Source organism: Pseudomonas sp. PA-5-4B, from assembly GCF_021606215.1.
GTDB lineage: Bacteria > Pseudomonadota > Gammaproteobacteria > Pseudomonadales > Pseudomonadaceae > Aquipseudomonas > Aquipseudomonas edaphica.
In genome coordinates this window covers 30387-51841 of the sequence record NZ_WKDB01000004.1, presented here as the reverse complement: position 1 = coordinate 51841, position 21455 = coordinate 30387, and the positions used below count along the sequence as shown (strand labels likewise).

The window sequence follows — 21455 nt, the reverse complement described above, 5'->3', positions numbered from 1 at the left end:
TTAATAGCGGTAGGTGAAATACAGTTCCAGCGCACTGAACGTCTGGTCATCGCCAAACACCTGTTTGGCGGCGGCCAGTGGCTTGACCCAGTTGTAGGACAGCGACGTATAGAACGACGGCGTGGGTGTCCAGTCGAGGAAAACCACACTTTCGTCGGCAAAGCGCCGATCGCTGACCGGTGCGCCCAGGTAGTTTTTCTCATCCAGCCAGAACTGGTAGTGAATCGCGCCGAGGGTCAGGGTTTCGTTGAGGTGGGTCTTGAGGGAGAACTGCTGGACATTTTCGTTGCTGTTGAACAGCAGGTAATTGCCGACCACGTCCCCGACCAGCCACGTGCTCCAGTCGACGAAGCCTTTGCTCAGTGGGTCCCAGGCTTTTTGCCGGTTGTCGGTGAGGTTGTCGTCGCCGGAAAAGCTCGCGTAGCGGTAGCCAAGGACCGGCGTCAGCGGCAAGGTGTTGAAGGCATAGTCGGCCTGGGCATACCAGGCGCTGGCAGCGTAATCGACACCCTCGCCGCTGCCCCGCTCCAGCGCGTACTCAGCATTCAGCGTCAGCGCCTGTACGCCGGGCACTTTGGCGTTGAGCGCCCGCAGGTTGTACACCTGCATCCCGTCCCGGCGGCGCGGGAGCGTGCTACCTCTGGGGCCAAGGGCATTGACCTTCATGGCCATGGCGCCGAGCGTCACCTGGTCATCGAGGTTGTAATCCAGGTTGACGCCGGTCATGCGAAAATCGCCCAAGTCATCATCGGTGCGCAAGGTGAAAGCCTGAGACCTCAGCGCACCATGATCCCAGGCGAGGATCGCCGAATCCCTGAACGCGGTTCGCGGGCCGAGCCAGTAGGCGCCATCCTTGAACTGGTCGAGGTTGCCATCCATGACGATGAACCCCGTACCGATCATGTAGTTCTGGCGGCCGGCGGTGAGCTTCCACTCGCCGGCGCGAAAACCGCCATAGAGTTCTTCGGCGGCGGCCTTGCCATCGGAGCTGCGGCTGAAGCCACCCGCATCACCATCGCCAAAGGTGCTCGCCGCCACCAGGGAACCGCCCGCGAGCAGGCTGAAATCCGGTTGCAGCGCGTACTCGAGTTTGACCCCCGGTTTTACGTAAACCTCTTGCCAGTTGATCCGGGCGCCGCCGTTTTTACCGTTGCGCGCATCGACCCGGCCGCTGCCGAAGTTGACCCCACGGGTAAACAACGTTGCCCCGCCTGCGGTGAGATTGACTTCGCCCTTGAGATCGCCGTCCTCAAAGGTGTAGCCCGCGAATGCGACGTGGGTGGTCAAGGGTAAGCCGACCGCCAACAGCGCTCGAGAGAAACGCTTGCTGAATACCATAAGAAGCTCCTGTGGAATTATTGTTGTTACAGGGCAGTCAATGGCGACGCAGGGCGCCGCCAACACCTGGGCAAGCCAGGTGAATAGAACGCAAAACTCTTATTGTTTGGCGTGGGTCAGTGGCTCAGGTGGGCGGCGATCGCGCGCAGCATGCGCACGCTGTCAGTATCAAATGGGCTGACCGCATCGGTAAGCGAAGACTGCTTGACGATCACTACGCCGGACGGCTTGTCGATGAACAGGTACTGGCCGTGAATACCCCCGGCCATCAGGGCCTGGCTGTGGTCGTTGAACACGTACCACTGGCTTAGATAGGACGCACCGGGCGTCCAGCGGGAGAACTCAGCATTTTGCGCGTAGATCGCTGGATCCGCGCCGGCGGTGATACGGGCCACAGTCTCGGGCGACAGCAGCTCAACGCCGTCGTGGCAACCGTTGTTGGCCAGCAGGCGACCGAAACGCGCCATGTCTCTCAAGGTGGCGCTGAAGCCCGCCCCGGCCACGTTACGGCCCCAGGGATCGGCCAAAAAATAGCCGTCGCGCTCGCATCCCAGGCGCCCCCAGACCTCCTCCAGCATCTGACTGCAGGCCTTGCCCGAGGCACGTTCCATGACCCACGCCAAGGCTTCGGTGGTGGCCGTCACATAATGGAAAAAGCCCCCGTGGCTGCCGCGTTTCTTGAGGGATGGCAAGTACTGGTACAACGATTCGAACTGCGCGTACTGCGCCGGTGCGGGTTGAAAGCCGCAGGCATAGCCGTACTGCGAGCTTTGTGAATTGGGGTCGTCATACACTTCGCTGTAGTCGATGCCCACCGCCATATCGAACAATTGGCGCACCGTCGCATCGCCAAATGCGCTGCCCGCCAGTTCAGGCACGTAGTAAGCGGCCGGCCGCTCGGGCTTGAGCACGCCGCTCGTCACCAACTGTTCACCCAAGGTACCGATCAGCGACTTGGTGACCGAGAACATGATGTGCCGGTCACAGGCGCGCTGACCGTTGAAGTAGCGCTCGTACAACACCGTGTCACCCTGCATCACCAAAAAGGCGTCCGTCTGGCTGGCGACGAGGTGCTCGATCACACGGATGCCCAGCCCACTCTCACTGTCGAAACACAGCTGATCCAGCGCGCGCGGCGCCTCCTGGATCTGACCGGCAGGCCCTGGCCCCGCCGACACATCAATGCTGGGGCGCAGTCGAGACAGATGACGAAACCCCCATTGATTGAAGGGCGCGCGCATCCAGTTGCTCCACGTTACCCGGTGTTCCGGCGCGGCGGGAAACCCCTGCATCAGCAGCGGCGCCACGCGAGTGGCCAATGAAGACTCATTGGCCTCGACATAAGAAGTCGCGAGGGAGAATTGGGCTTTATGACTCATCGGGGTAACCCTGAAGATGACTCTGCATGAAGCAGATGCAGAGAAATAATTACCCCATATAATATTTTAGTCAATAAAACTTTTTACCATGAAAATATATCCCCTTGCACGCAGTGCCCGGGGCAACTGCAGCCTGTGTGGTCACACATTACCTTTGCGTGGATTGTTACCGTCGATCAAAGGTAAGCGTCCGGCAAAGCCACGGTAAGCACCTAGCCAGGACACCTCCCTGGTGCGTCAGGGGCGGTGCCCCTTACGGTTTGTTAAATTATTCGAGGTGGTAATTCAACCAAATATGGTGCGTTCCATCGGTGTCAATTGTGATCCCTCCTGACCCTGATATCCCTTTCAAACCGTCCGTACCACTGCCTCCAACTATGCAGAAAAACTCATCTGCACGATCAATTCCGGTAGTGGAGGCGGAATGAATGAAGTTAAAGGAACCCTCTACCCCATTCACCGTACCCTTGAAACTCTCCATCGCGATGTAGCTGCCCCTTCTTGACGCTTGGTCGAACGCCGCAGTAAAGGCTGTTGAAGAAATACCATCGATAGCTCCTGTATAGGACTTTTCCATGGAGCTGATCGACACTGGTAAGCCTGTTGTAATTTCGGGCGTGAGAGTCAGGTCAGTTGGTTTGACATTCTTGGAGGAAAAAGTGGCTCGCGCTTCCATTCGGATCAATCCTGTTCCATATGAGTTGAGCGGTCATTCTAATGCAAGAGCACCCTCACGTTGAGAACGTCAGGCCGAGATCCAATGCTCTGGCAGCAGTTGGTCGATCTCACTTGCTCGCTGCGTCGGCAGGCGCGTCAGCACATCTTTCAGATACGCATAAGGATCATGCCCATTCATGCGGGCGGACTGAATCCAGCTCATGATCGCAGCTGCCCGTTTACCGCTGCGTAGCGACCCGGCGAACAACCAGTTCGAGCGTCCAGGTGCCCACGGCCTTATCTGATTTTCGACCGCGTTATTATCTATGGGCACAGCCCCGTCCTCGAGATATCGAGTCAGTGCCGTCCAGCGTTTGAGGCTGTAATCCAGAGCTTTCGCGATAGCCGACCCTTCGGGCACAAGATCACGCTGGGCCAACATCCAGGTATGCAGTGCGTCGATAATGGGGGCCGCTTTTTCCTGGCGTATTCGCCAGCGATTTTCGTCGGTCATTTCCCGCGCTTGCCGTTCAATTTCGTACAACCCGCCAATTGAGTGCAGCGCCTGCTCAGCCAGTTGGCTTTTATTCGTCGCGTGCAAATCGAAAAACTTGCGGCGGGCGTGGGCCTGGCAGCCGATTTCGGTGATGCCTTGTTGGAAGCTGGCTTTGTAGCCGGCAAAATCATCGCAAACCAGCTTGCCATTCCACGGGCCAAGAAAGTTGCGTGCATGTTCGCCCGCACGGCTTGGGCTGAAGTCGTACACCACTGCCTGGAGCGCCGAAAAAGGCGTAGTGCATTCGGCCCAGACATAAGCGCGATGGATTTTCTTCTCGCCCGGCGCGAGCATCTGCACCGGCGTTTCGTCAGCGTGGATCACGCCTTGAGCAAGCACTGTTTCGCGCAGTGCGTCGACCAAGGGTTGGAACTGCACGCCAGTTTGGCCGACCCACTGCGCCAGTGTCGAGCGGGCGATAGCCAGGCCGGCGCGGCCGGCGGATTCAACGCCTTCAGCTCGGCTTCGATGGCCGCGATGTCGGTGTCGAGCAGGCAGCCTTGGGCAGGGCTCAATTGCTCACTGCGCTTGGCAAACTTGTTACGTTTGAACCAGGCGATTTCGTGGGTGAGCTGCTCGATGATGGTTTGGTAGCGGTCGTTCTTCTTGCCCATCCGGTCGACCTGCTGCCCGAGAGAATCAACCTGGGACAGCAACTGCGCCGCGAGCCTTGGGCGCTCATTGGGACAGCCTGGACTGCATTGTGCACTCTGTCTTTCCTACCTGGGCGCGGAACGCACCATGCCTAACTATAACGTCATGGGCATGGCAAAAGCCTCTCTCGAAGCCAGTGTACGTTATCTTGCCGGCTCACTAGGCCCGCAAGGCACTCGCGTCAATGCCGTCTCGGCTGGCCCGATACGCACGCTGGCCGCATCAGGTATCAAGAACTTCCGCAAGATGCTCGCGGCTAACGAGGCGCAGACTCCACTGCGCCGCAACGTTACTATCGAAGAAGTTGGCAACGCTGGCGCATTCTTGTGTTCGGAGCTGGCGTCCGGAATTAGCGGCGAAATACTGTATGTCGATGGCGGCTTCAATACCACAGCGATGGGCAACATTGAAGATTGAGGCTTCATAGGTTGCGGAAGCTTGTTATTAAGACTCAATGCTTCTGCACTTTTGGATCAGGGGCGGCCAATAGGCCGCCACCTGGAGACTCATGAAGCATTCATTTGCTGAAATAACTTAACCGTATAGGCAAGAAATCCAACTTGCCCCGGTTACCGGGGGACGTAAATGCGTTATGTTACGGCCCCCCATCTTAATGATTAATCCCATGCAACTCACACGGCTCGATATTAATCCAATGTAAGGCAAAGAGGTGTCTACGAAACCCGGGGCGATTCAGTCAGGGCTTCGCCAAATACCACTGCGCGAGGCAATATCATCGTCATTTCCTCATTTTCTTGTCGTAGGGACAACTGCTGGCTGATCAGCTTCGACCGGTAATCACTTACTCAATGCGCTTTGGTGAAAGGCAGGGATTGATGAGCACCGTTTCGATTGAATAACGTCATTGCCTGTTCCGCGACGATATTCGCTCGGTGTCTGTTCCATTTCGATGCGAAAGTGTCTGTTGAAGTTAGAGAGGTCTTCATAGCCAACTTCAAAGCAGATGTCTGCAGCCGACATCTCTGTTTGCGACAACAGCCGACAGGTGCGCTGAAGGCGGTTGGCCGGACGCGTTCAAATATTAAAACCAGGTTTCCATCTGTATGCCGTATTGCCATACGCCTCCAGCGTGGAAGTCCGTCATGCCAAAGGAGTCTGTGGTACTGAATCTGTCCAGATCCGAAGACCAGTTCATGAAGCTTGCGAACACTCGCAATTCGGGGCGTGTGAGAAGATCTCCAACGTCAAGTTTGAATGTCGGGGCGACAGTGAATTTCCAGAAGTTACCGTCGACCGCATTACGTTGTAGATAGCCCTTGGGGTCGAGCTTCATGGTTTGCCAACTCATTTCGTAGGCCATCTCGAAGTTGCTGTTGATTTGGTTAGCCAATCGCACGTTGAGGGTTAGCCAGCGGTAGTCGTCACCCTTGACGTATCTGTCCTTGCTCTGTTCGGCCAGCAAACTGGGCCCGATGCGCCAGTCAGGCGCAATAGGCGTCTCACCGTAAAGTGCAAGACGCAGAGCGCGGGCGTCGTCAATCAGTTCACCGTCCGAGCCAACGTTCTTGACCTCGGCCCCCAGGCCTTGCCCATAGAGCAGCGCGGTTTTGAAGAAGCCTTCTCTGCCGAAAAAGTTTTTCTGGTGATTGGCCAACATGGTGTGCAAGCCGGAATTCGCAGGCGTCAAACCTGCCTTATTGGTGCGGGTACCGAAATCGTTTTTCTTTGCGCCGATGGCGTTGTACATCCACTGCCATTGACCCTCCTCGAAGAACTGGTTGGAGGTCAGGATGTAGCTTTCCACATTGGCATTAATACCGCCCTGACTGAAATCCCCGTAGCTACGCCCAATCAAGGAGTAATTGGAGCGCCAATTCTTGTTCATCTGCACATCGTAAATGCCACCGCCGGTGCCGGCCAGGTAGACAACGTCAGAGTCCAACCAGTGGATATCGAAATTATCTCTATCAAATCGCTTGCCTGCCCACAGCGTGGCGTTCTCGAACACTGAATTCCCTTTGAACGCCGCCACATGGTCGAGCGCGGTGAACACCTGGCGTACGTTCAGTTTGCTCTCGTCGGCCGTCCAGTCATTGGAGCTTTCCACCCCGTCGGCGATGGAGACCGTGAATTTGGAACGGGTACCGTTTTGCGCATAGATTTCTTTCGACAGGTCTATACGCATGTAGGTGTCGTCCTCGTTACCGAGTCGCCCGACTGCGCCACCGACCGAGCCGGCCGGCGTTGTATAAGGGCCACCACGGCCACCACCAAGCCCTTCGTCGACCAGCAATCCAGAGCGGGCATAGCCGTGGAAGCTGAACCCATCCGTGAGGTGTCCGGTATTGCCCTCTTTCTCCAGGCTTTGCTGACGGGCTTCGAGTTTCGCCACCCGGGTGTCCAAAGCAGGCTCCGCAATGACTTTCTCTGTAGACGCGGCGGGCTGCAAGGGAGGTGTGGCGAGTTTGATCTGCTGCAGTTCCCTGGCAAGTGCTTGGGTCTGCTGTTCAGCCGCGGCTGCACGCTGTTCTGCTGCGCTGGCACGGGCTTCAAACGCGGCCATGCGCTCTTCCAGAGTCATGGCCTGAGAGGTTGCCGCCGATGTGCCGAGCACACCTGCAAGTAGCCAGTTTGATCCTTTCCGCATGGTGGATTTCCTATTTTTTTATTGTTTGCTCCCGCGACCGGGCTTTTTTGCGTGAGTTGCGAGTTGTTCCAATTGGCGAAAAAAGGATGTCTTATCGCAAATACGCTGATACATTTGGCCGTGTTAACGTTAACTTCTCTAAAAACAAAAATAAAGGGTGATCAATGAAACATCTGAAATCTCTTCTTCCTGCCGCACTGTTCACCCTCTGTGTCGGACTTCCATCCGTCTCGAACGCAGCCGATTTGACGATCTCGTGCGGCGCGGTGGGTGCGGAGCTGCAACTCTGCAAAGAGGCAGTCGAGGCATGGTCCAAACAGACCGGCCACAACGTCCAAGTGGTTTCCACGCCTAACTCGGCGACCGAGAGGTTGTCGTTCTACCAACAAATTCTCAGCGCGCAGTCCACTGACATCGACATCATTCAAATCGATATGGTGTGGCCCGGGATGCTGGCCAAACATCTGCTGGATTTGCGCGACGTGCTGCCCGCCGATGCGACGCAAGGCTACTTCCAGGCACAGGTGGATAACGCGACTGTGAATGGACGGCTAGTAACGATGCCGTGGTTCACCGACTCGGGCCTGCTGTATTACCGCAAGGACTTGCTCGAGAAGTACAACAAGCAGGTTCCCCAGACCTGGGAGGAAATGACCACTACCGCCAGGGAGGTTCAACAGGCTGAACGCAACGCCGGGAACGCCAATGCGTGGGGTTATATCTTCCAGGGACGCGCTTACGAGGGGCTGACGTGTAATGCGCTGGAGTGGATCAGCAGCCAACCGGAAGGCGGGCTGGTCAATCCACGCGGAGAGATCGTGGTCAACAGTCAGGCCTCAAGAACTGCTTTGGCCCTGGCGAAAAGCTGGGTAGGCGACATCTCCCCACGCGGCGTACTCAACTACACCGAGGAAGAAGGACGTGGCGTATTCCAGTCGGGAAATGCGTTGTTCATGCGTAACTGGCCTTATGTCTGGGCCCTGGTGCAAAGCCAGGACAGTGTCGTCAAGGACAAGGTTGGGGTTGCTCCCCTGCCCCGAGGCGGCATGACCGGTAGCCATGCGTCCACGCTCGGCGGCTGGGGCCTGGCGGTATCCCGTTACAGCGCTCATCCCAAACTCGCGGCAGAGTTGGTGAGCTACCTCACCAGTGCTCAAGAGCAAAAACACCGTGCCCTGATCGGCGCCTATAACCCGGTTATCGAGTCGCTGTATCAGGACCCCGAATTGCTCGCGTCAATGCCTTATTACAGTCAGCTCCACAGCATTCTCAGCGACGGGGTCATGCGTCCCGCCTCAATCACCGCCGAGCGTTACCCACGGGTCTCCAATGCGTTCTTCGATCGAGTGCATGGCGTGCTGGCAGGCGAGTTGCCTGTCGATCAGGCACTGGCCGAACTGGAAAGCGAACTCACGCGCATCAAACGCAAGAACTGGTAAGCCACAAGGAAGAAAATCACCATGCCTGCCTCTATTACCCATGCCTGCCCTGATGAGCGCCTGCTCATCAGGGAAACCCCCATAGAGCGTCGCCGAATACGCGCTGCCTGGCTGTTTCTGACACCGATGTTGCTGTGTCTGGCCCTGGTGGCCGCCTGGCCGCTGCTACGGACATTCTGGTTCAGCCTGACCGACGCCGACCTGGCGGACACCGGTGGCGGATCCTTCGTGGGCTTGAGCAATTATCTGTCCCGCGACGGCGCCAACTGGTCGGGCATCCTGGTTGATCCACAATGGTGGAACGCCGTGCGCAACACGTTGCATTTCACCGTGGTGTCGGTGGGACTGGAAGTCGTCCTGGGGCTGCTGGTGGCGTTGCTGCTGAACACCAAGTTCACCGGCCGCTCCCTGGTGCGTGCGCTGATTCTGATTCCGTGGGCAATTCCTACCATTGTCTCGGCGAAGATCTGGTCATGGATGCTCAACGACCAGTTCGGCATCATCAATCACATGATGCTGAGCGTCGGCCTGATTGATGCTCCCCTGGCCTGGACAGCAGATGCGGATCTGTCGATGTGGGCGGTCATCATCGTCGACGTCTGGAAGACGGTGCCTTTTGTCACGCTACTGATGCTGGCTGCCTTGCAGATGTTGCCGAGCGATTGTTACGAAGCCGCCAAGGTCGATGGTATTCATCCGCTGAAAGTGTTCTGGCGCGTTACGCTTCCACTGTTGATGCCAGCCTTGTTGGTGGCCGCGATCTTCCGCATCCTCGATTCCCTGCGGGTATTCGACGTCATCTATGTGCTGACCTCAAACTCTTCCAGCACCATGAGCATGTCGGTCTATGCCCGCCAACACTTGGTGGAGTTCCAGGATGTTGGCTATGGCAGCGCGGCCTCGACTCTGCTGTTTCTGGTCGTTGCGGTAATCGCCATGCTTTACCTCTACCTCGGACGCCGTCAAATGGAGGTTCGAGCATGAGCCTGCGCTTACTCAAAAAAGCGCTGTTGCGCTTCGGGTTCTGGTGCCTGATCGGGGTTTTGTTGCTGTATGCGGTCTTCCCTTTCTATTACGCCATCGTGACGTCACTAAAGCCGTCCAGCGCTTTGTTCGAGGTCAGTTACTGGGTCGACAGTCCCGACTTTTCCAACTATGCGACGGTACTCCACCAAGCCTCATTCCTGCGGGCTATCGGTAACTCGCTGACGGTCGCGCTTTGCGTGGTGACGCTGGCGCTGTTCCTCAGTGTGACTGCCGCCTATGCCTTGGGAAGAGTGAAATTCCGTGGGCGTGGCACGGTATTGATGATGGTGCTGGGCGTGTCGATGTTTCCCCAGGTCGCGGTACTGTCGGGGCTGTTCGAAGTGATCCGCGCTCTGGGCCTGTACAACACGTCTTGGGCGTTGATCCTGAGCTACACCATTTTCACCCTGCCCTTCACCGTCTGGGTGCTGACCACGTTCATGGGTCAACTCCCTCATGAACTGGAAGAAGCGGCAATCATGGATGGCGCTTCGCCCTGGGTCACGCTTACCCGGGTGCTGTTGCCACTGCTATGGCCCGCACTGGTCACCACCGGTTTGTTGGCCTTTATCGCCGCGTGGAACGAGTTTCTGTTCGCCTTGACCTTCACCCTTACAGACTCACAACGCACGGTGCCTGTTGCCATCGCCTTGATTTCCGGCGGGAGCCCCCATGAGCTGCCTTGGGGGCTGTTGATGGCCGCATCGGTACTGGTCACCGTCCCACTGGTGGTCCTGGTGCTGATCTTCCAGCGTCGAATCGTTTCCGGCCTCACTGCCGGCGCGCTAAAGGGTTGATGCCCAACAACTACAAGGAACAGCATCGTGATCAAATTGAAGCTAGATAATGTGAACAAACAATTGGGCGGCGCACGGATTCTTCGCGACGTCAGCCTGGAGATTGCTGCGGGTGAATTCGTGGTCTTCGTTGGCCCTTCGGGTTGCGGAAAGTCGACCCTGCTGCGACTGATCGCCGGGCTGGATTCCATCTGCGGCGGCGACTTGTTGATTGACGGGCGAAGGGTCAACGACCTGGAACCGCGCGAGCGTGGCGTCGGCATGGTGTTTCAGTCTTATGCGCTGTACCCGCATATGAGCGTCTACGACAACATCAGCTTTGGTCTCAAACTGGCCAAGACTGAAAAGACCAGTCTGCGCGAGCGCGTGCTGAAAACTGCGCAAATCCTGCAGTTGGACAAACTGCTGCAACGCAAGCCAAAGGAACTGTCTGGCGGGCAGCGTCAGCGTGTGGCGATGGGTAGGGCCATGGCGCGCGAACCGGACATTTTGTTGTTCGATGAGCCGCTCTCCAATCTGGATGCATCCTTGCGGGTGCAGATGCGCAACGAAATCGCCCGGCTGCATGATCGACTTGGCTCGACAATGGTCTACGTCACCCACGATCAGGTGGAGGCGATGACCCTGGCGGATAAAATTGTTGTGCTCAACGGCGGTCGCGTAGAGCAGGTCGGCTCACCGCGTGAACTCTATGAGCGTCCAGCAAGCCGCTTTGTCGCCGGTTTCCTCGGCTCGCCCAAAATGAATTTTCTGGCGGCACGCCTGCAGGCCCCGGGAGCCACCAGCCTGGTCGACGCCCCCGTGTTGGGCATGACCACCCTGCCCTTCGAGAGCGCCGACCTGGCGGCGGGTACGCTGCTGACCCTGGGGGTTCGCCCCGAGCACATTTCGCTCAAAGCGGCAGAGGCAGACGCCGGAATCGTCGTGACCGGGGTCGAATACCTTGGCAGCGAAACGTATGTGCACCTCGAAACAGGTCAGGACGAGCCACTGATCTGTCGTTGTGAGGTCAGCGCCGGCTGGCAGGCTGGCGATCGGGTCGAGCTGCAGCTGGACATCGACAACCTGCACCTGTTCGGCGAGGACGGCACTGCCTTGAAGCGCCCCCCCCACACTGTTGAAAACCCGCGCAGTGATGTCTCCCTGCACGCAGTCCGAGTACAGGCCCTATGACCATGCCGTCAAATAACATCAGCGATCCAATGTCTTCCTGCCTCGACCTTGCGCAGCGTGCACTGACTGATGGCCTGTCTCGCGTCATCCAGGATTATCGACCCGATTATCATATCGCCCCCCCGGCAGGCTGGATGAACGACCCTAACGGGGTCGTGTACTTTCGTGGCGAATACCACGTGTTCTATCAACATTACCCCTTCGAAGCCAAATGGGGCCCTATGTATTGGGGGCACGCCAAGAGTGCCGACCTGGTTCATTGGCAGCACCTGCCCATCGCGCTGGCACCTGGCGAAGACTTCGACCGTGACGGTTGTTTTTCCGGTAGTGCCGTGGTGTGTGGAGAGACCTTGGCCCTGATCTACACCGGCCACACCTGGCTGGGAGAAGTGGGGGATGAACGCTTGATCCGTCAAGTTCAGTGCCTGGCCACCAGCACTGACGGCATCCAGTTCGTCAAGCATGGCGCCGTCATCGAGACCCCACCGCAAGACACCATCATGCACTTTCGTGACCCCAAGGTATGGAAGGAAAATGGCTGCTGGTACCTCATTGTCGGCGCACGCCTGGGCGATACGCCGCTGCTGCCGTTGTACCGTTCCACCGATCTGCACGCCTGGGAGTTTCTCGACTATGTGGCAAGCGGCAGCGAGGGTGATGGCTATATGTGGGAATGCCCGGACCTGTTTCGGCTGAACGGACACGATGTACTGCTGTACTCCCCTCAAGGAATGCAGTCCGAAGGTTACGAACGGCTCAACAAGTACCAGACGGGTTACCGCGTGGGCCGACTCGACAACGAGTGGCACTTCACTGGCGGGCCGTTTATCGAGCTGGATAATGGCCACGACTTCTATGCCGCACAAACGCTATTGGCCCCCGATGGTCGTCGCCTCGTGTGGGCGTGGCTCGACATGTGGGAAAGCCCGATGCCAAGCCAGGCCCATCATTGGTGCGGCATGCTCGGTTTGCCACGCGAGCTTGAACTCAGCGCAGATCGCCTTTGCATGTTTCCGGCACGGGAGCTCACCGCTCTGCGCCAGGCAGCGTTGCCGAGTACGCCCTGGTGGGATGAGCCGGGAACCCGGGACGTGCCGCACGTGAATGGCGATAGGCTGGAAATCCATGTGCACCTGGATGTGCTCGACTGCACCGATGGGCACTTGGGGATCGCCTTGCGCTGTAGCGACGATGGCCATGAACAGACCCTGCTCTACTACGACGCGGTGTTGCAGCGCCTGGTACTTGACCGCAGCCACTCAGGCGCACAAGTCACCGGTCAGCGCAGCGTGGCGATAGACCCGACACAAGGGGTGCTGGCACTGCGGGTGTTCCTCGATCGTTCGTCCATTGAGGTATTCGACGAAAACGGGCGCTTCAGCCTCAGCAGTCGCCTATACCCACAGCCCGGTAGTTTGGGTGTGAAGCTTGTTGCAAGCGGGAGTGGCGGACGTGTCTCGATTTCCAGGGCATGGTCTCTCGCCTCGGGATGGTTATGAGCAGCATCATTGGAGTCGCGAGAAGCGCAAACCATGTGTCATGTGTCATGATTCGTCGTCAATCTGACCGGTTTCTCCTCGCATGACTTCAGTGAAAGACGTTGCACAGCTGGCCGGTGTGTCCCTGATGACTGTTTCTCGAGCGCTCAGCAATCCTGAAAAATTGAGCCCCGAAACCTATCAGCGGGTGCGTCGTGCCATTGACGAACTGCAATTCGTACCGAGCATGTCGGCGCGAAAGATTCGCGGCGACAACCTCCAGAGTCGAACCATCGGTGTGTTCGCACTGGACACTGCTACAACACCGTTTGCTGTCGAGTTACTGCTGTCCATCGAACAGACCGCGCAGCAAGCTGGCTGGAATGTCTTTATCCTCAATCTGCTAAGCAACCCGCCCAGCGACCAGAATATCGACCTGATGCTATCGCACCGTCCCGACGGGCTGATCTTCAGTGCCATGGGGTTACGCCAGGTGTGCATTCCTGAGCGTTTGAAGAGCAAACCCCTGGTACTCGCCAATTGCCTGGCGGATGACAGTCACCTGGTCAGTTATGTGCCAGACGACGAAATGGGACAGTATCGGGCGGTACACCACGCCCTGAGCCAGGGCTATAGGCGCCCTCTGTGTATCAATTTGCCCAAAAAGAGCCTGGCCTGGCACCTGCGACAAAAAGGCATGCAGCGCGCCTGTCAGGCATTCGGCCTGGCGCCTGACGCACTCCTGCAATACGACCTTTCTGATCATGACGCCTATGGTGAAACCGCAGCCATCCTCGACAGGCACATCATGGACGGTCGTCCCCAATTCGACATTCTGATCTGTGGCAACGACCGCATTGCCTTTTGTGCCTATCAGTTGTTGTTGGGCCGTGGCCTGAAAATTCCAGACGATGTCGCAGTACTCGGCTACGACAACATGATCGGTATCGCTGAACTGTTCATCCCACCGCTGACAACGGTACAACTGCCGTACTACGAGATCGGGCGCAGGGCCGCCCGGCACCTGATCGAAGCCCTCGACGTATCCGGAGCCCAGCCAGTTGATTGCCCATTGGTTGCCAGGACATCGCTATAAAGGATTTAGTTAATTCGGCGAAAGCCGCCCTCAGTTATCCAGCTACCGGTAGCACGACAGGGGCAGGCATTGCTGGCTCGGCGTGGTTGTGGCCGATCAGTCAACCCAGCCATGACAACACTGCCCTGCGTCATCAGTGCCTCCGAAAGTGATTTTCGGCGCAGATAGAACGTAACAAGGTCAATTCAAGGAGAATGACAGTGAAGTGGATGGATGATTTGCTAGACACGATCGACAATGCCCGAACCGAAGTTGAATTGTTGACCCGGATCGTAAGCACTGCAAAACATCTAGGGTTTGACTATTGCGCCTATGGGATCCGAATACCTATACCCGTCACCCGCCCCAAGGTCGTGATGAGCAACAACTTTCTGCCTTCGTGGCGACAACGCTATACCCAATGCGAATACATCGCCGTGGACCCGACGGTACAACACTGCACGAAATCGACGGTACCGATTGTCTGGGACGAGCAAATGACCCAGCAAAACCCGCAGATGTGGGAGGAAGCCCGCGCCGTCGGACTAGCCCACGGTTGGGCGCAATCCTGTCTGGACGGCCGCGGCAGCGGCGGCATGCTGACACTGGCGCGCCCCAATGACCCTATTACTACCCAAGAGCTTGCCGCCAATCAAAAATACATGCGTTTTTTGGTGCAGGTCGCCCATCAGGGTTTCTTGCGCGTGCTGACACCGCACTGGCAATTACCACAGGAAAAATCGCTGTCGCGGCGCGAATGTGAAGTCCTTAAGTGGGCAGCCGACGGCAAGACCGCCCACGAGATCGGTTTGATCCTCTCGCTATCGCGGGAAACCATCAAGTTTCACCTGCGCAATGCAGGCTCGAAACTGGGCGTCCATAACTGTACCGCTACCGTAGTGCGCGCCACTTCACTGGGCTTGCTCGTCTGACACACAACTCAGTTCCGCACCTCTGATGCGTTAAGGTCGCTGAGTGATAACAACAATAATGATACTCGCACCTTGGCGGCACACCTGCCCAAAAGAGCAGTACCTAAGCATTCGATTATTCTGCCGAATAGCCCCTCGATTATTTGCCGAGGGTTCCTCATGTATATGACCACGGGTACGCGCCTTACATTACCGATAGAACTGTGGCAGGCCCTGTTGCTCTATCGCTATCGCGTATTTGTCGAGAAGCTTGGATGGCATCTGGATTGTGCGATCGGTGAGGAACTGGATCAATTCGACCGCGACGACACGGTATACGTGATCGCCCATCAAGGCCCGCGCATCGTCGGCGTAGCGCGGCTGCTGCCCACGCACAAGCCCTATCTGCTGGGAGAGGTGTTCCCCCAGGTGATTGGCGGCCAGGCACTCCCTCATTCCGCAGACATCTGGGAAATCTCCCGTTTTGCCGCCGTCGACCTGCAACAACAGACCTTCACTGGCCATTCACTGTCATCGCCGAACGCCGTGGCGCTACTGCACGAAGTGCTCAAGGTCGCGGCTCGCCACGAGGTTCGCCAATTGATCACGGTCTCTCCGCCGGGGATTGCCCGATTGTTGCGCAAAGCGGGCTTCGACGCGCATTGCGAGGGCAAGCTGACCGTAATCGACGGGCATAAGATCATGGCCAACTGGATCAGGGTACCGCCCAGCCTTGTTGATCGAGCAGTGGCCTGAAGCACCACGAAAGGCCTGCCGCTGCCGGCAAGTTGGCCAAGCCGACTCCCCAAAAGGTTAGGTTACAACCTCAGGCACCTACTCTTAAATAGTGCTGCATCGGCATTCCAACCGACTCTATAAAGGACACGCGCCCTACATGAAAAACGTCATTGTCATTTCTGGCCATCCTGATCTCTCGGTTTCCCGCGTCAATACCGCGATCATGAGCAAGATCAGCCATCGTGGCGTCAAGGTCCATAGCCTGGCCAGCGCGGTCACGCCCACCGGGTTCGATATTCATGCAGAGCAAGCGTTGCTCGATGCCCATGACCGCATCGTGTTGCTGTTTCCGTTGTATTGGTATTCCTGCCCGGCAATCATGAAACAGTGGATCGATGAAGTGTTCACCCCCGGCTATGCCTACGCACGCGGCGGCGACAAGCTCAAGAACAAGGAGTTCATGATCATCACCACGGTGGGTGCACCATCCACAGGCTACCGCGCTGGCGGGTTCAACCGTTACACACTGGATGAATTGCTCAGGCCTTTGCAGCAGACGGTGGCGTATGTCAAAGGTATCTACCTGCCTGTTGTCGGGATTTACGAATCGGTATTCATCGATGACGAATCAATCGACGTCACCGCTCGGAATGTCGCCGAACAGGTCATTGAGGACCAGGCATCCGCCGACCAGCTCTACGAAAACATGCTGTTGCAGGCCGAGCAGGCGCAAATCGCCCTGCTGCAATAAGGCGTCATCAAGGATGAAGACGCCAAATGACCAGATCCCACCGTGCGCCAGCCTGGTGGCCGCGCACCATGAGCTGAATTTTCTGCATTCGGCCAGCGCGATCATCGACACCGAATCCACGGTATTCGAACTGTACTGCCAAATGACGGCCGCGACGCCCGCCTGGCTCAAAGGCGCGTTCAGGCTGCGCGACAGCATCTCCCAGCACTTTCACGTCGAGAGGATCGGCGGGTTCTCGGGCGTCACACCACAGTGCGTCCCGACGGTCGGCGAAAAGCTCGATTTCTTCACCATCGAGGCCATCAGCGCACAGAAGCTGGTACTGACCTCACGCGATACCCATCTGGCGGTCATGGTCTCGATCGATGCAACACTCGCGCAACCGCGTTGCCTGCATATCACCACCTCCGTCAAGACCTTCAACACGTTCGGCCGCCTGTACATGCTGCCGGTGGCGCCGGTGCATGGGCTCATCATCAAGCTTTTACTGTCCCACCTCCCCCTACATTCCCCAACTCGCTCACTTGGAGATCGCAACTCATGAACAGCGCAGACTCGATTGACCCTCATCTGTTGCACAAAGACACATCCAAGGATGTCCTGATCGCTCGACCAAGGCTGCTTCTGCCCAGTTTTCTCAGCACTCCGATCGGTGCCGAAATACTGGCTGGCAACGCGCAGGATCAGGCCCTGTTCAAGGCCCTGTACCGTGCGCAAGATGGCCAGTATGTGCTGCGCTATCTGCCCTTGACCATCAGCGCGCAGCAGGCGAGCACACTCTCCACCTTCGAGATCCGCCTGACTGACTTCTATACCGAGTGCGGCGACCACTTCATCCTCACGGCTGAATTCATTCCCCAGCAGGCCCAACGCTACCTGGCCCAGCATTTTCAGGGCGGTGATACCGAAATACCGGCCGACCAGGTATTACGCATGATCGAATGCCTTGAAGCGCTCGCGCAGTGGGATAAGGCCAGGCAGGGGTCTTATCTGTTGATCAACGACACCAAGAATTACTACTTCTACAACAAGCAGCACGAACATGTACCAGGCCTGATGTTGATCGAAGTGGCCAGGCAAGCCATGTACCACTACGTCTACAACTACTTGGGACACCAACGCGGCGCAGTTTCCATTTCTATCGAAGACTTGCGCATTTCCTTCAATGCCTACACCGAATCGGCCTATGAAGTCGAAGTCGTGGTGCAGCAGGCCCAGGGCCTCAAGCGATCACAACCCAAGTCCATCGACAAGTGCGCGAACTTCTATCAGAACGGTCGGCTGGTGTCGCGTCTTTGGCTACAAGGCGCAGTGATCAAGTTACCGCTGTTCAAACGCATGCGCTCGTTGAACTACCCTCAGGATCATTGGTTTGCCCCTTCTGATCGCTTGCCCAAGAACATCCTCGTGCATCACGCCGATAGCGTGTTGCAAGCCAGGCTGAGCCTGCTCTCGGTACTGGGAGTGCTGGTGACTCATCAAGCCGGGGCCATCGATTGGAGCACGGTCAGTACCGTATCGCTCTACATCGAAGGGGGTGGTTTCCTCAGTCTGCCAGTTGCTTCGAGCTGCTCCACCAGCGAGTCCGACCAGCGAGTGCTGGTGTTCGGCAAGCTGTCCAAGAACCAGGCCAGCGAACTGCGTGAAACGATCAAGTGCCACTGCTTCTTTGCCGGGCAGATGCAATGGGCCGCTGCCGCTGCCCCTTCACCTGCCTCTCTCGCCCACGAGCAAATCGTGGCATGAGGATCGTGCGCCCATGAGCTATGAGATATCACAACGCCCACTGGTGATCGGCCAGAGCGTTTCGCTGAAAAACCGCTTGTATTTCGCCCCGATGGGCATCGACCTGGCCACCTCGGACGGTTCGCTGTCCGAGGAAATGCTCACCTTCTATAAACATGTGATCGACGGTGGCTGCGCCATGGTGGTGCTGGGCAACTCCTCCATAGCGCCTTCCACGCGCCTGCATGCGCGTGGCCTGTGCCTGCACAGCGATGCCAACCTGGAAAAGCTCGTGCCGCTGGTGGAGTACGGTCGCCAGCGGGACTGCCCAGTGGTGGTGCAACTTCAGCATTACGGAGCCCAAGGCGGCACGCAGATCAGCGGCCAACCGCTGCTTTGCCCGAGCCGCAGTGCGTTATCCGCCAGCAGCGGCGCCGATCTATTGGTAGAGATGAGTGTCGAGGACATCGACGCTGTCTGCGATCAGTTTGCCCAAGCGGCTCTGCGTGCCAGGCAGGCCGGTGCCAGGATGGTCCAGCTTCAGGCATCCAACGGCTATCTGCTGAGCAGTTTTCTGTCGCCCTGGACCAACCATCGCCGTGACGCCTATGGCGCAAGCCCCATCAAGCGAGCGCGGTTCCTGCTGGAAGTCATCGACCGCATTCATAGGGTTACCGCTGGAGACCTGGAGGTTTCCGTGCGCCTGGGCATCGATGATTGTCTGGGCGCCAGAGGGCAGCAACCGGAACTGCTCGAGGACGTGGTGGCAGCCCTGGCGGACGCGGGGACGTCGGCAATCATGTGCTCGATCACCATCAAGGAAACCTTCCGCTACATGCTTACTGCCCATCCGACAATTCAGCGACAGTTCGTCGAAGGGGTACGCCTGATCAAGTCGTTCACCTCGCTCCCGGTCGGCTATGCCGGTTTCATTGGCTCCCTGCAGGAGGCAGAAGATCAACTGCGGCTTGGTCACTGCGACCTGATCGGCATGAGCCGGGCCCTTTTTGCCGATAACGACCTGATCAGCAAGTCGCTCGCCGGCCACGAGGATCAGGTCCAGCAATGCCGGTTTGACGGTAACTGCTTTCGGGACAAGAGCAATCCGCAACTCGATCGGGTGTATTGCTGTGTAAATGAGCATTACAAGCGTCCTGCTCACATCCATTACGGGAATCAATAACATGGAATTTAAAGACAAGAACATCGTCATTACCGGCGGTGCAAGCGGCATCGGCCTGGCGGTGGCAAAGCAACTGGCCGAAGCAGGCGCACGGCTGTTCCTGATGAGCAGGAACCAGCAAAAGGCTGACGCCGCTCTGGAGATACTGGGTGCTTCGGCGCAGTTCATCTTTTGCGATGTGGCGTCGCAAACGTCAGTAGCCGAGGCATTCGCGACGGTGGCTGGCGAGGTTGATCGGTTGCACTACGCAATCAACAACGCAGGCATTACCGCCCCCTACGCGCCGATCTCAACAATCCAACCGCAGGACTGGAACAGGGTCATCCACACCAACCTGAACGGCCCCCTTTACTGCCTGCAAAAAGAACTGGCATTGATCAGCCAGTACCCCAATGGAGCGATCGTCAACGTGTCCTCGTGCGCTGGCGTGATGCCCATGGCCAATCAGGTGGCCTATGTCGCCAGCAAGACAGCGCTCAATGCCTTGACGCAGGTCGCCGCCATGGAAAACGCCTGCGACAGCGAATCCCGCTTTGCCGTACGCGTCAACGCCGTAGCGCCCGGGCCGACACTGGGAGGTATGAACTCTCCGGAACGGCTGGCTGCCCACCCGGAAAACACCCAGCGCAAGCTTGACGTGACGGCCATGAAGCGCTTTGCCCAGCCAGAGGAAATCGCCGATGCGATCGTGTTTTTGCTGAGCAAGAGATCCAGCTACATCACCGGCACGGTGCTCAGCGCCGATGGCGGCTATCACATCGGCAAATTCTAGGGGCAATCATGGCTAGCATATTGATCACCGGTGTAAGCACCGGTATCGGCAACGCTTTGGCGCGCTATCACCTGGCCAGGGGCGACGAAGTGCTCGCGGTGTCACGAAGCCCTGCGGCCAATATCCCGCCACAGGAGCGCTTCCACTTCCTGCGGTGCGATTTGACCGATATCGAGCGCGCGCCGGCAATCTTGCAGGCGTTGCTATCGCGCACCCCTACCCCGGTAGAGACCGTCTACCTGAATGCGGGAAGGTTCGGCAGCGCGCCCCAACTGGCCACGCAGACCTCGATGCAGGAGTTCAATAGCGTCTTGGCGCTCAACCTGGGCGCCGTGAAAATGGTCCTGGACATTATGCTGAGTGCGACGCAGCCCCCCAGTACCGTGGTCTTCTCATCATCGATTTCGGCACTGCGCCAACGTGCAGGGATGCTCTCATATTCGGTATCCAAGGCGGCGTTGAACGCCCTGGCAAAAATCTATCAATTGGAAAACCCACACACCTTCTTTGCCGTTCTGGGGCTCTGCAACGTCCAAACAACGGTGGCACGAACCATCATGGCGGCGGATGAGCGTTTCAGCGACCTTGTCGCGCTGCGACAACGAGCGGCAACTCCCGGCTACATCGTCGACGCCGAGTCCCGCGCTGGGCATATCGCCTACGTCTTGGCCGAGCGCCATCGTAATGGACTGAAATCGGGAGAGTTCCAAGAAATTCGTGACTTGTTGAACCAGCCACTCCAGGAGGAGACTCGCAATGACCCAATCCACACATGAGAAAATCGTACGCGTCGGCGCTGCATACGACGTCCTTGCAATGGCTCCATTCGCCTTGCCGGTGGTGTCCATCTGGGCCTATTCACTGATCCAATGGCTCGATCATCAACTGGGCTTCGACAGCCCCTTCTCGACGCTCGACCCCACGGCCATGTTCCTGCTCAACATCGGTGCGTGGGCATATCTCGTGTGGGGCTTTGTGCGTTGGCGAGCCCCCACACGCGAACACGCCCGTCTCAGCGCCTTGCTACGCGTGATCGTAGTGGTATTGCAGGTAGTGGCCGTCAGCGGTGGCGCTTCGCCGTTCTTGCTGGTGCTGGGTGCCGTTCAACTGGTGCTGGCGGTACTGGAGTTTTCCCACGGATTATTCGAGCGCAACGTCGCCAAACCCACCCAACAAGGGGCCCGCTCTTCCTGAT

The 21455-nt window shown here is 57.7% G+C and carries 19 protein-coding genes and 3 pseudogenes; 16 read left to right on the top strand and 6 right to left on the bottom strand.

Annotation, left to right across the window (positions count from 1 at the left end; all coding sequences use genetic code 11):
• From GIW28_RS03700 to tnpC, 4 genes and pseudogenes are all read right to left on the bottom strand, one after another.
• Complete coding sequence (locus GIW28_RS03700) at positions 1 to 1338, bottom strand: alginate export family protein (RefSeq protein WP_236447000.1); 1338 nt, start codon at positions 1336 to 1338, stop codon at positions 1 to 3.
• A gap of 116 nt (positions 1339 to 1454) precedes the next feature.
• The gene (locus tag GIW28_RS03695; RefSeq protein WP_236447001.1) at positions 1455 to 2717 is read right to left on the bottom strand and encodes a serine hydrolase domain-containing protein; all 1263 of its coding nucleotides are present in this window, start codon (positions 2715 to 2717) and stop codon (positions 1455 to 1457) included.
• A gap of 268 nt (positions 2718 to 2985) precedes the next feature.
• Positions 2986 to 3393, bottom strand: coding sequence for a DUF3224 domain-containing protein (locus tag GIW28_RS03690; RefSeq protein WP_236447002.1), 408 nt, complete (start codon positions 3391 to 3393; stop codon positions 2986 to 2988).
• Positions 3394 to 3462: 69 nt separating this feature from the next.
• Positions 3463 to 4595, bottom strand: a pseudogene (gene tnpC, locus GIW28_RS03685) (IS66 family transposase); the annotation flags it as partial.
• Positions 4596 to 4638: 43 nt separating this feature from the next.
• On the opposite strand from tnpC, the pseudogene fabI reads away from it, so the two are divergent.
• A pseudogene (fabI, locus tag GIW28_RS03680) lies at positions 4639 to 5001 on the top strand (enoyl-ACP reductase FabI); the annotation flags it as partial.
• Positions 5002 to 5390: 389 nt separating this feature from the next.
• Here fabI and GIW28_RS03675 read toward each other — a convergent pair.
• Positions 5391 to 5604 (bottom strand): annotated as a pseudogene (locus GIW28_RS03675) (helix-turn-helix domain-containing protein); the annotation flags it as partial.
• Positions 5605 to 5626: 22 nt separating this feature from the next.
• A complete protein-coding gene (locus tag GIW28_RS03670) occupies positions 5627 to 7192 on the bottom strand; it encodes a carbohydrate porin (protein WP_236447003.1) in 1566 nt (521 codons plus the stop codon).
• Between the two features lie 164 nt (positions 7193 to 7356).
• On the opposite strand from GIW28_RS03670, the gene GIW28_RS03665 reads away from it, so the two are divergent.
• The 15 genes from GIW28_RS03665 (at position 7357) to GIW28_RS03595 (ending at position 21454) form a co-directional block, all read left to right on the top strand.
• Positions 7357 to 8631: an ABC transporter substrate-binding protein gene (locus tag GIW28_RS03665; RefSeq protein ID WP_026013843.1), complete on the top strand. Its 1275-nt coding sequence runs from the start codon at positions 7357 to 7359 to the stop codon at positions 8629 to 8631.
• 21 nt (positions 8632 to 8652) lie between these two features.
• The gene (locus GIW28_RS03660) at positions 8653 to 9615 is read left to right on the top strand and encodes a carbohydrate ABC transporter permease (RefSeq protein WP_099547696.1); all 963 of its coding nucleotides are present in this window, start codon (positions 8653 to 8655) and stop codon (positions 9613 to 9615) included.
• On the top strand, positions 9612 to 10454 hold the full coding sequence (locus GIW28_RS03655; RefSeq protein WP_170038687.1) for a carbohydrate ABC transporter permease: 843 nt from the start codon (positions 9612 to 9614) through the stop codon (positions 10452 to 10454). The genes GIW28_RS03660 and GIW28_RS03655 overlap by 4 nt, the downstream gene beginning before the upstream one ends.
• 27 nt (positions 10455 to 10481) lie before the next feature.
• Complete coding sequence (locus GIW28_RS03650; RefSeq protein WP_017139037.1) at positions 10482 to 11627, top strand: sn-glycerol-3-phosphate ABC transporter ATP-binding protein UgpC; 1146 nt, start codon at positions 10482 to 10484, stop codon at positions 11625 to 11627.
• 29 nt (positions 11628 to 11656) lie between these two features.
• A complete protein-coding gene (locus GIW28_RS03645) occupies positions 11657 to 13126 on the top strand; it encodes a glycoside hydrolase family 32 protein (protein ID WP_442963235.1) in 1470 nt (489 codons plus the stop codon).
• Positions 13127 to 13208: 82 nt separating this feature from the next.
• The gene (locus GIW28_RS03640; RefSeq protein WP_169987118.1) at positions 13209 to 14201 is read left to right on the top strand and encodes a LacI family DNA-binding transcriptional regulator; all 993 of its coding nucleotides are present in this window, start codon (positions 13209 to 13211) and stop codon (positions 14199 to 14201) included.
• Between the two features lie 194 nt (positions 14202 to 14395).
• A complete protein-coding gene (locus GIW28_RS03635; protein WP_017139034.1) occupies positions 14396 to 15112 on the top strand; it encodes an autoinducer binding domain-containing protein in 717 nt (238 codons plus the stop codon).
• Positions 15113 to 15271: 159 nt separating this feature from the next.
• Positions 15272 to 15847, top strand: a complete 576-nt coding sequence (locus GIW28_RS03630) for an acyl-homoserine-lactone synthase (RefSeq protein ID WP_017139033.1) — start codon at positions 15272 to 15274, stop codon at positions 15845 to 15847.
• A gap of 139 nt (positions 15848 to 15986) precedes the next feature.
• Complete coding sequence (locus GIW28_RS03625; RefSeq protein WP_017139032.1) at positions 15987 to 16580, top strand: NAD(P)H-dependent oxidoreductase; 594 nt, start codon at positions 15987 to 15989, stop codon at positions 16578 to 16580.
• 13 nt (positions 16581 to 16593) lie between these two features.
• Positions 16594 to 17124, top strand: coding sequence for a DUF2867 domain-containing protein (locus tag GIW28_RS03620; protein ID WP_099547692.1), 531 nt, complete (start codon positions 16594 to 16596; stop codon positions 17122 to 17124).
• Positions 17121 to 18326, top strand: a complete 1206-nt coding sequence (locus GIW28_RS03615) for an AfsA-related hotdog domain-containing protein (protein ID WP_017139030.1) — start codon at positions 17121 to 17123, stop codon at positions 18324 to 18326. Before GIW28_RS03620 ends, GIW28_RS03615 begins: the two co-directional genes overlap by 4 nt.
• 13 nt (positions 18327 to 18339) lie before the next feature.
• Positions 18340 to 19488, top strand: coding sequence for an oxidoreductase (locus GIW28_RS03610; protein ID WP_017139029.1), 1149 nt, complete (start codon positions 18340 to 18342; stop codon positions 19486 to 19488).
• Positions 19442 to 20260 carry an SDR family NAD(P)-dependent oxidoreductase gene (locus tag GIW28_RS03605; RefSeq protein WP_236448227.1) on the top strand — a complete coding sequence of 273 codons (819 nt, stop codon included), beginning with the start codon at positions 19442 to 19444 and terminating at the stop codon, positions 20258 to 20260. The genes GIW28_RS03610 and GIW28_RS03605 overlap by 47 nt, the downstream gene beginning before the upstream one ends.
• A gap of 8 nt (positions 20261 to 20268) precedes the next feature.
• Positions 20269 to 21036 carry an SDR family NAD(P)-dependent oxidoreductase gene (locus tag GIW28_RS03600; protein WP_099547690.1) on the top strand — a complete coding sequence of 256 codons (768 nt, stop codon included), beginning with the start codon at positions 20269 to 20271 and terminating at the stop codon, positions 21034 to 21036.
• Complete coding sequence (locus tag GIW28_RS03595; protein ID WP_017139026.1) at positions 21017 to 21454, top strand: hypothetical protein; 438 nt, start codon at positions 21017 to 21019, stop codon at positions 21452 to 21454. The genes GIW28_RS03600 and GIW28_RS03595 overlap by 20 nt, the downstream gene beginning before the upstream one ends.
• The last annotated feature ends 1 nt before the right edge of the window (position 21455 follow it).

Bases quoted from the DNA above. Each gene is read 5' to 3' on its own strand.
- GIW28_RS03700 (WP_236447000.1), bottom strand. From the start codon at position 1,338: ATGGTATTCAGCAAGCGTTTCTCTCGAGCGCTGTTGGCGGTCGGCTTA.
- GIW28_RS03695 (WP_236447001.1), bottom strand. From the start codon at position 2,717: ATGAGTCATAAAGCCCAATTCTCCCTCGCGACTTCTTATGTCGAGGCC.
- GIW28_RS03690 (WP_236447002.1), bottom strand. From the start codon at position 3,393: ATGGAAGCGCGAGCCACTTTTTCCTCCAAGAATGTCAAACCAACTGAC.
- GIW28_RS03670 (WP_236447003.1), bottom strand. From the start codon at position 7,192: ATGCGGAAAGGATCAAACTGGCTACTTGCAGGTGTGCTCGGCACATCG.
- GIW28_RS03665 (WP_026013843.1), top strand. From the start codon at position 7,357: ATGAAACATCTGAAATCTCTTCTTCCTGCCGCACTGTTCACCCTCTGT.
- GIW28_RS03660 (WP_099547696.1), top strand. From the start codon at position 8,653: ATGCCTGCCTCTATTACCCATGCCTGCCCTGATGAGCGCCTGCTCATC.
- GIW28_RS03655 (WP_170038687.1), top strand. From the start codon at position 9,612: ATGAGCCTGCGCTTACTCAAAAAAGCGCTGTTGCGCTTCGGGTTCTGG.
- GIW28_RS03645 (WP_442963235.1), top strand. From the start codon at position 11,657: ATGTCTTCCTGCCTCGACCTTGCGCAGCGTGCACTGACTGATGGCCTG.
- GIW28_RS03640 (WP_169987118.1), top strand. From the start codon at position 13,209: ATGACTTCAGTGAAAGACGTTGCACAGCTGGCCGGTGTGTCCCTGATG.
- GIW28_RS03635 (WP_017139034.1), top strand. From the start codon at position 14,396: ATGACAGTGAAGTGGATGGATGATTTGCTAGACACGATCGACAATGCC.
- GIW28_RS03630 (WP_017139033.1), top strand. From the start codon at position 15,272: ATGTATATGACCACGGGTACGCGCCTTACATTACCGATAGAACTGTGG.
- GIW28_RS03625 (WP_017139032.1), top strand. From the start codon at position 15,987: ATGAAAAACGTCATTGTCATTTCTGGCCATCCTGATCTCTCGGTTTCC.
- GIW28_RS03620 (WP_099547692.1), top strand. From the start codon at position 16,594: ATGAAGACGCCAAATGACCAGATCCCACCGTGCGCCAGCCTGGTGGCC.
- GIW28_RS03615 (WP_017139030.1), top strand. From the start codon at position 17,121: ATGAACAGCGCAGACTCGATTGACCCTCATCTGTTGCACAAAGACACA.
- GIW28_RS03610 (WP_017139029.1), top strand. From the start codon at position 18,340: ATGAGCTATGAGATATCACAACGCCCACTGGTGATCGGCCAGAGCGTT.
- GIW28_RS03605 (WP_236448227.1), top strand. From the start codon at position 19,442: ATGAGCATTACAAGCGTCCTGCTCACATCCATTACGGGAATCAATAAC.
- GIW28_RS03600 (WP_099547690.1), top strand. From the start codon at position 20,269: ATGGCTAGCATATTGATCACCGGTGTAAGCACCGGTATCGGCAACGCT.
- GIW28_RS03595 (WP_017139026.1), top strand. From the start codon at position 21,017: ATGACCCAATCCACACATGAGAAAATCGTACGCGTCGGCGCTGCATAC.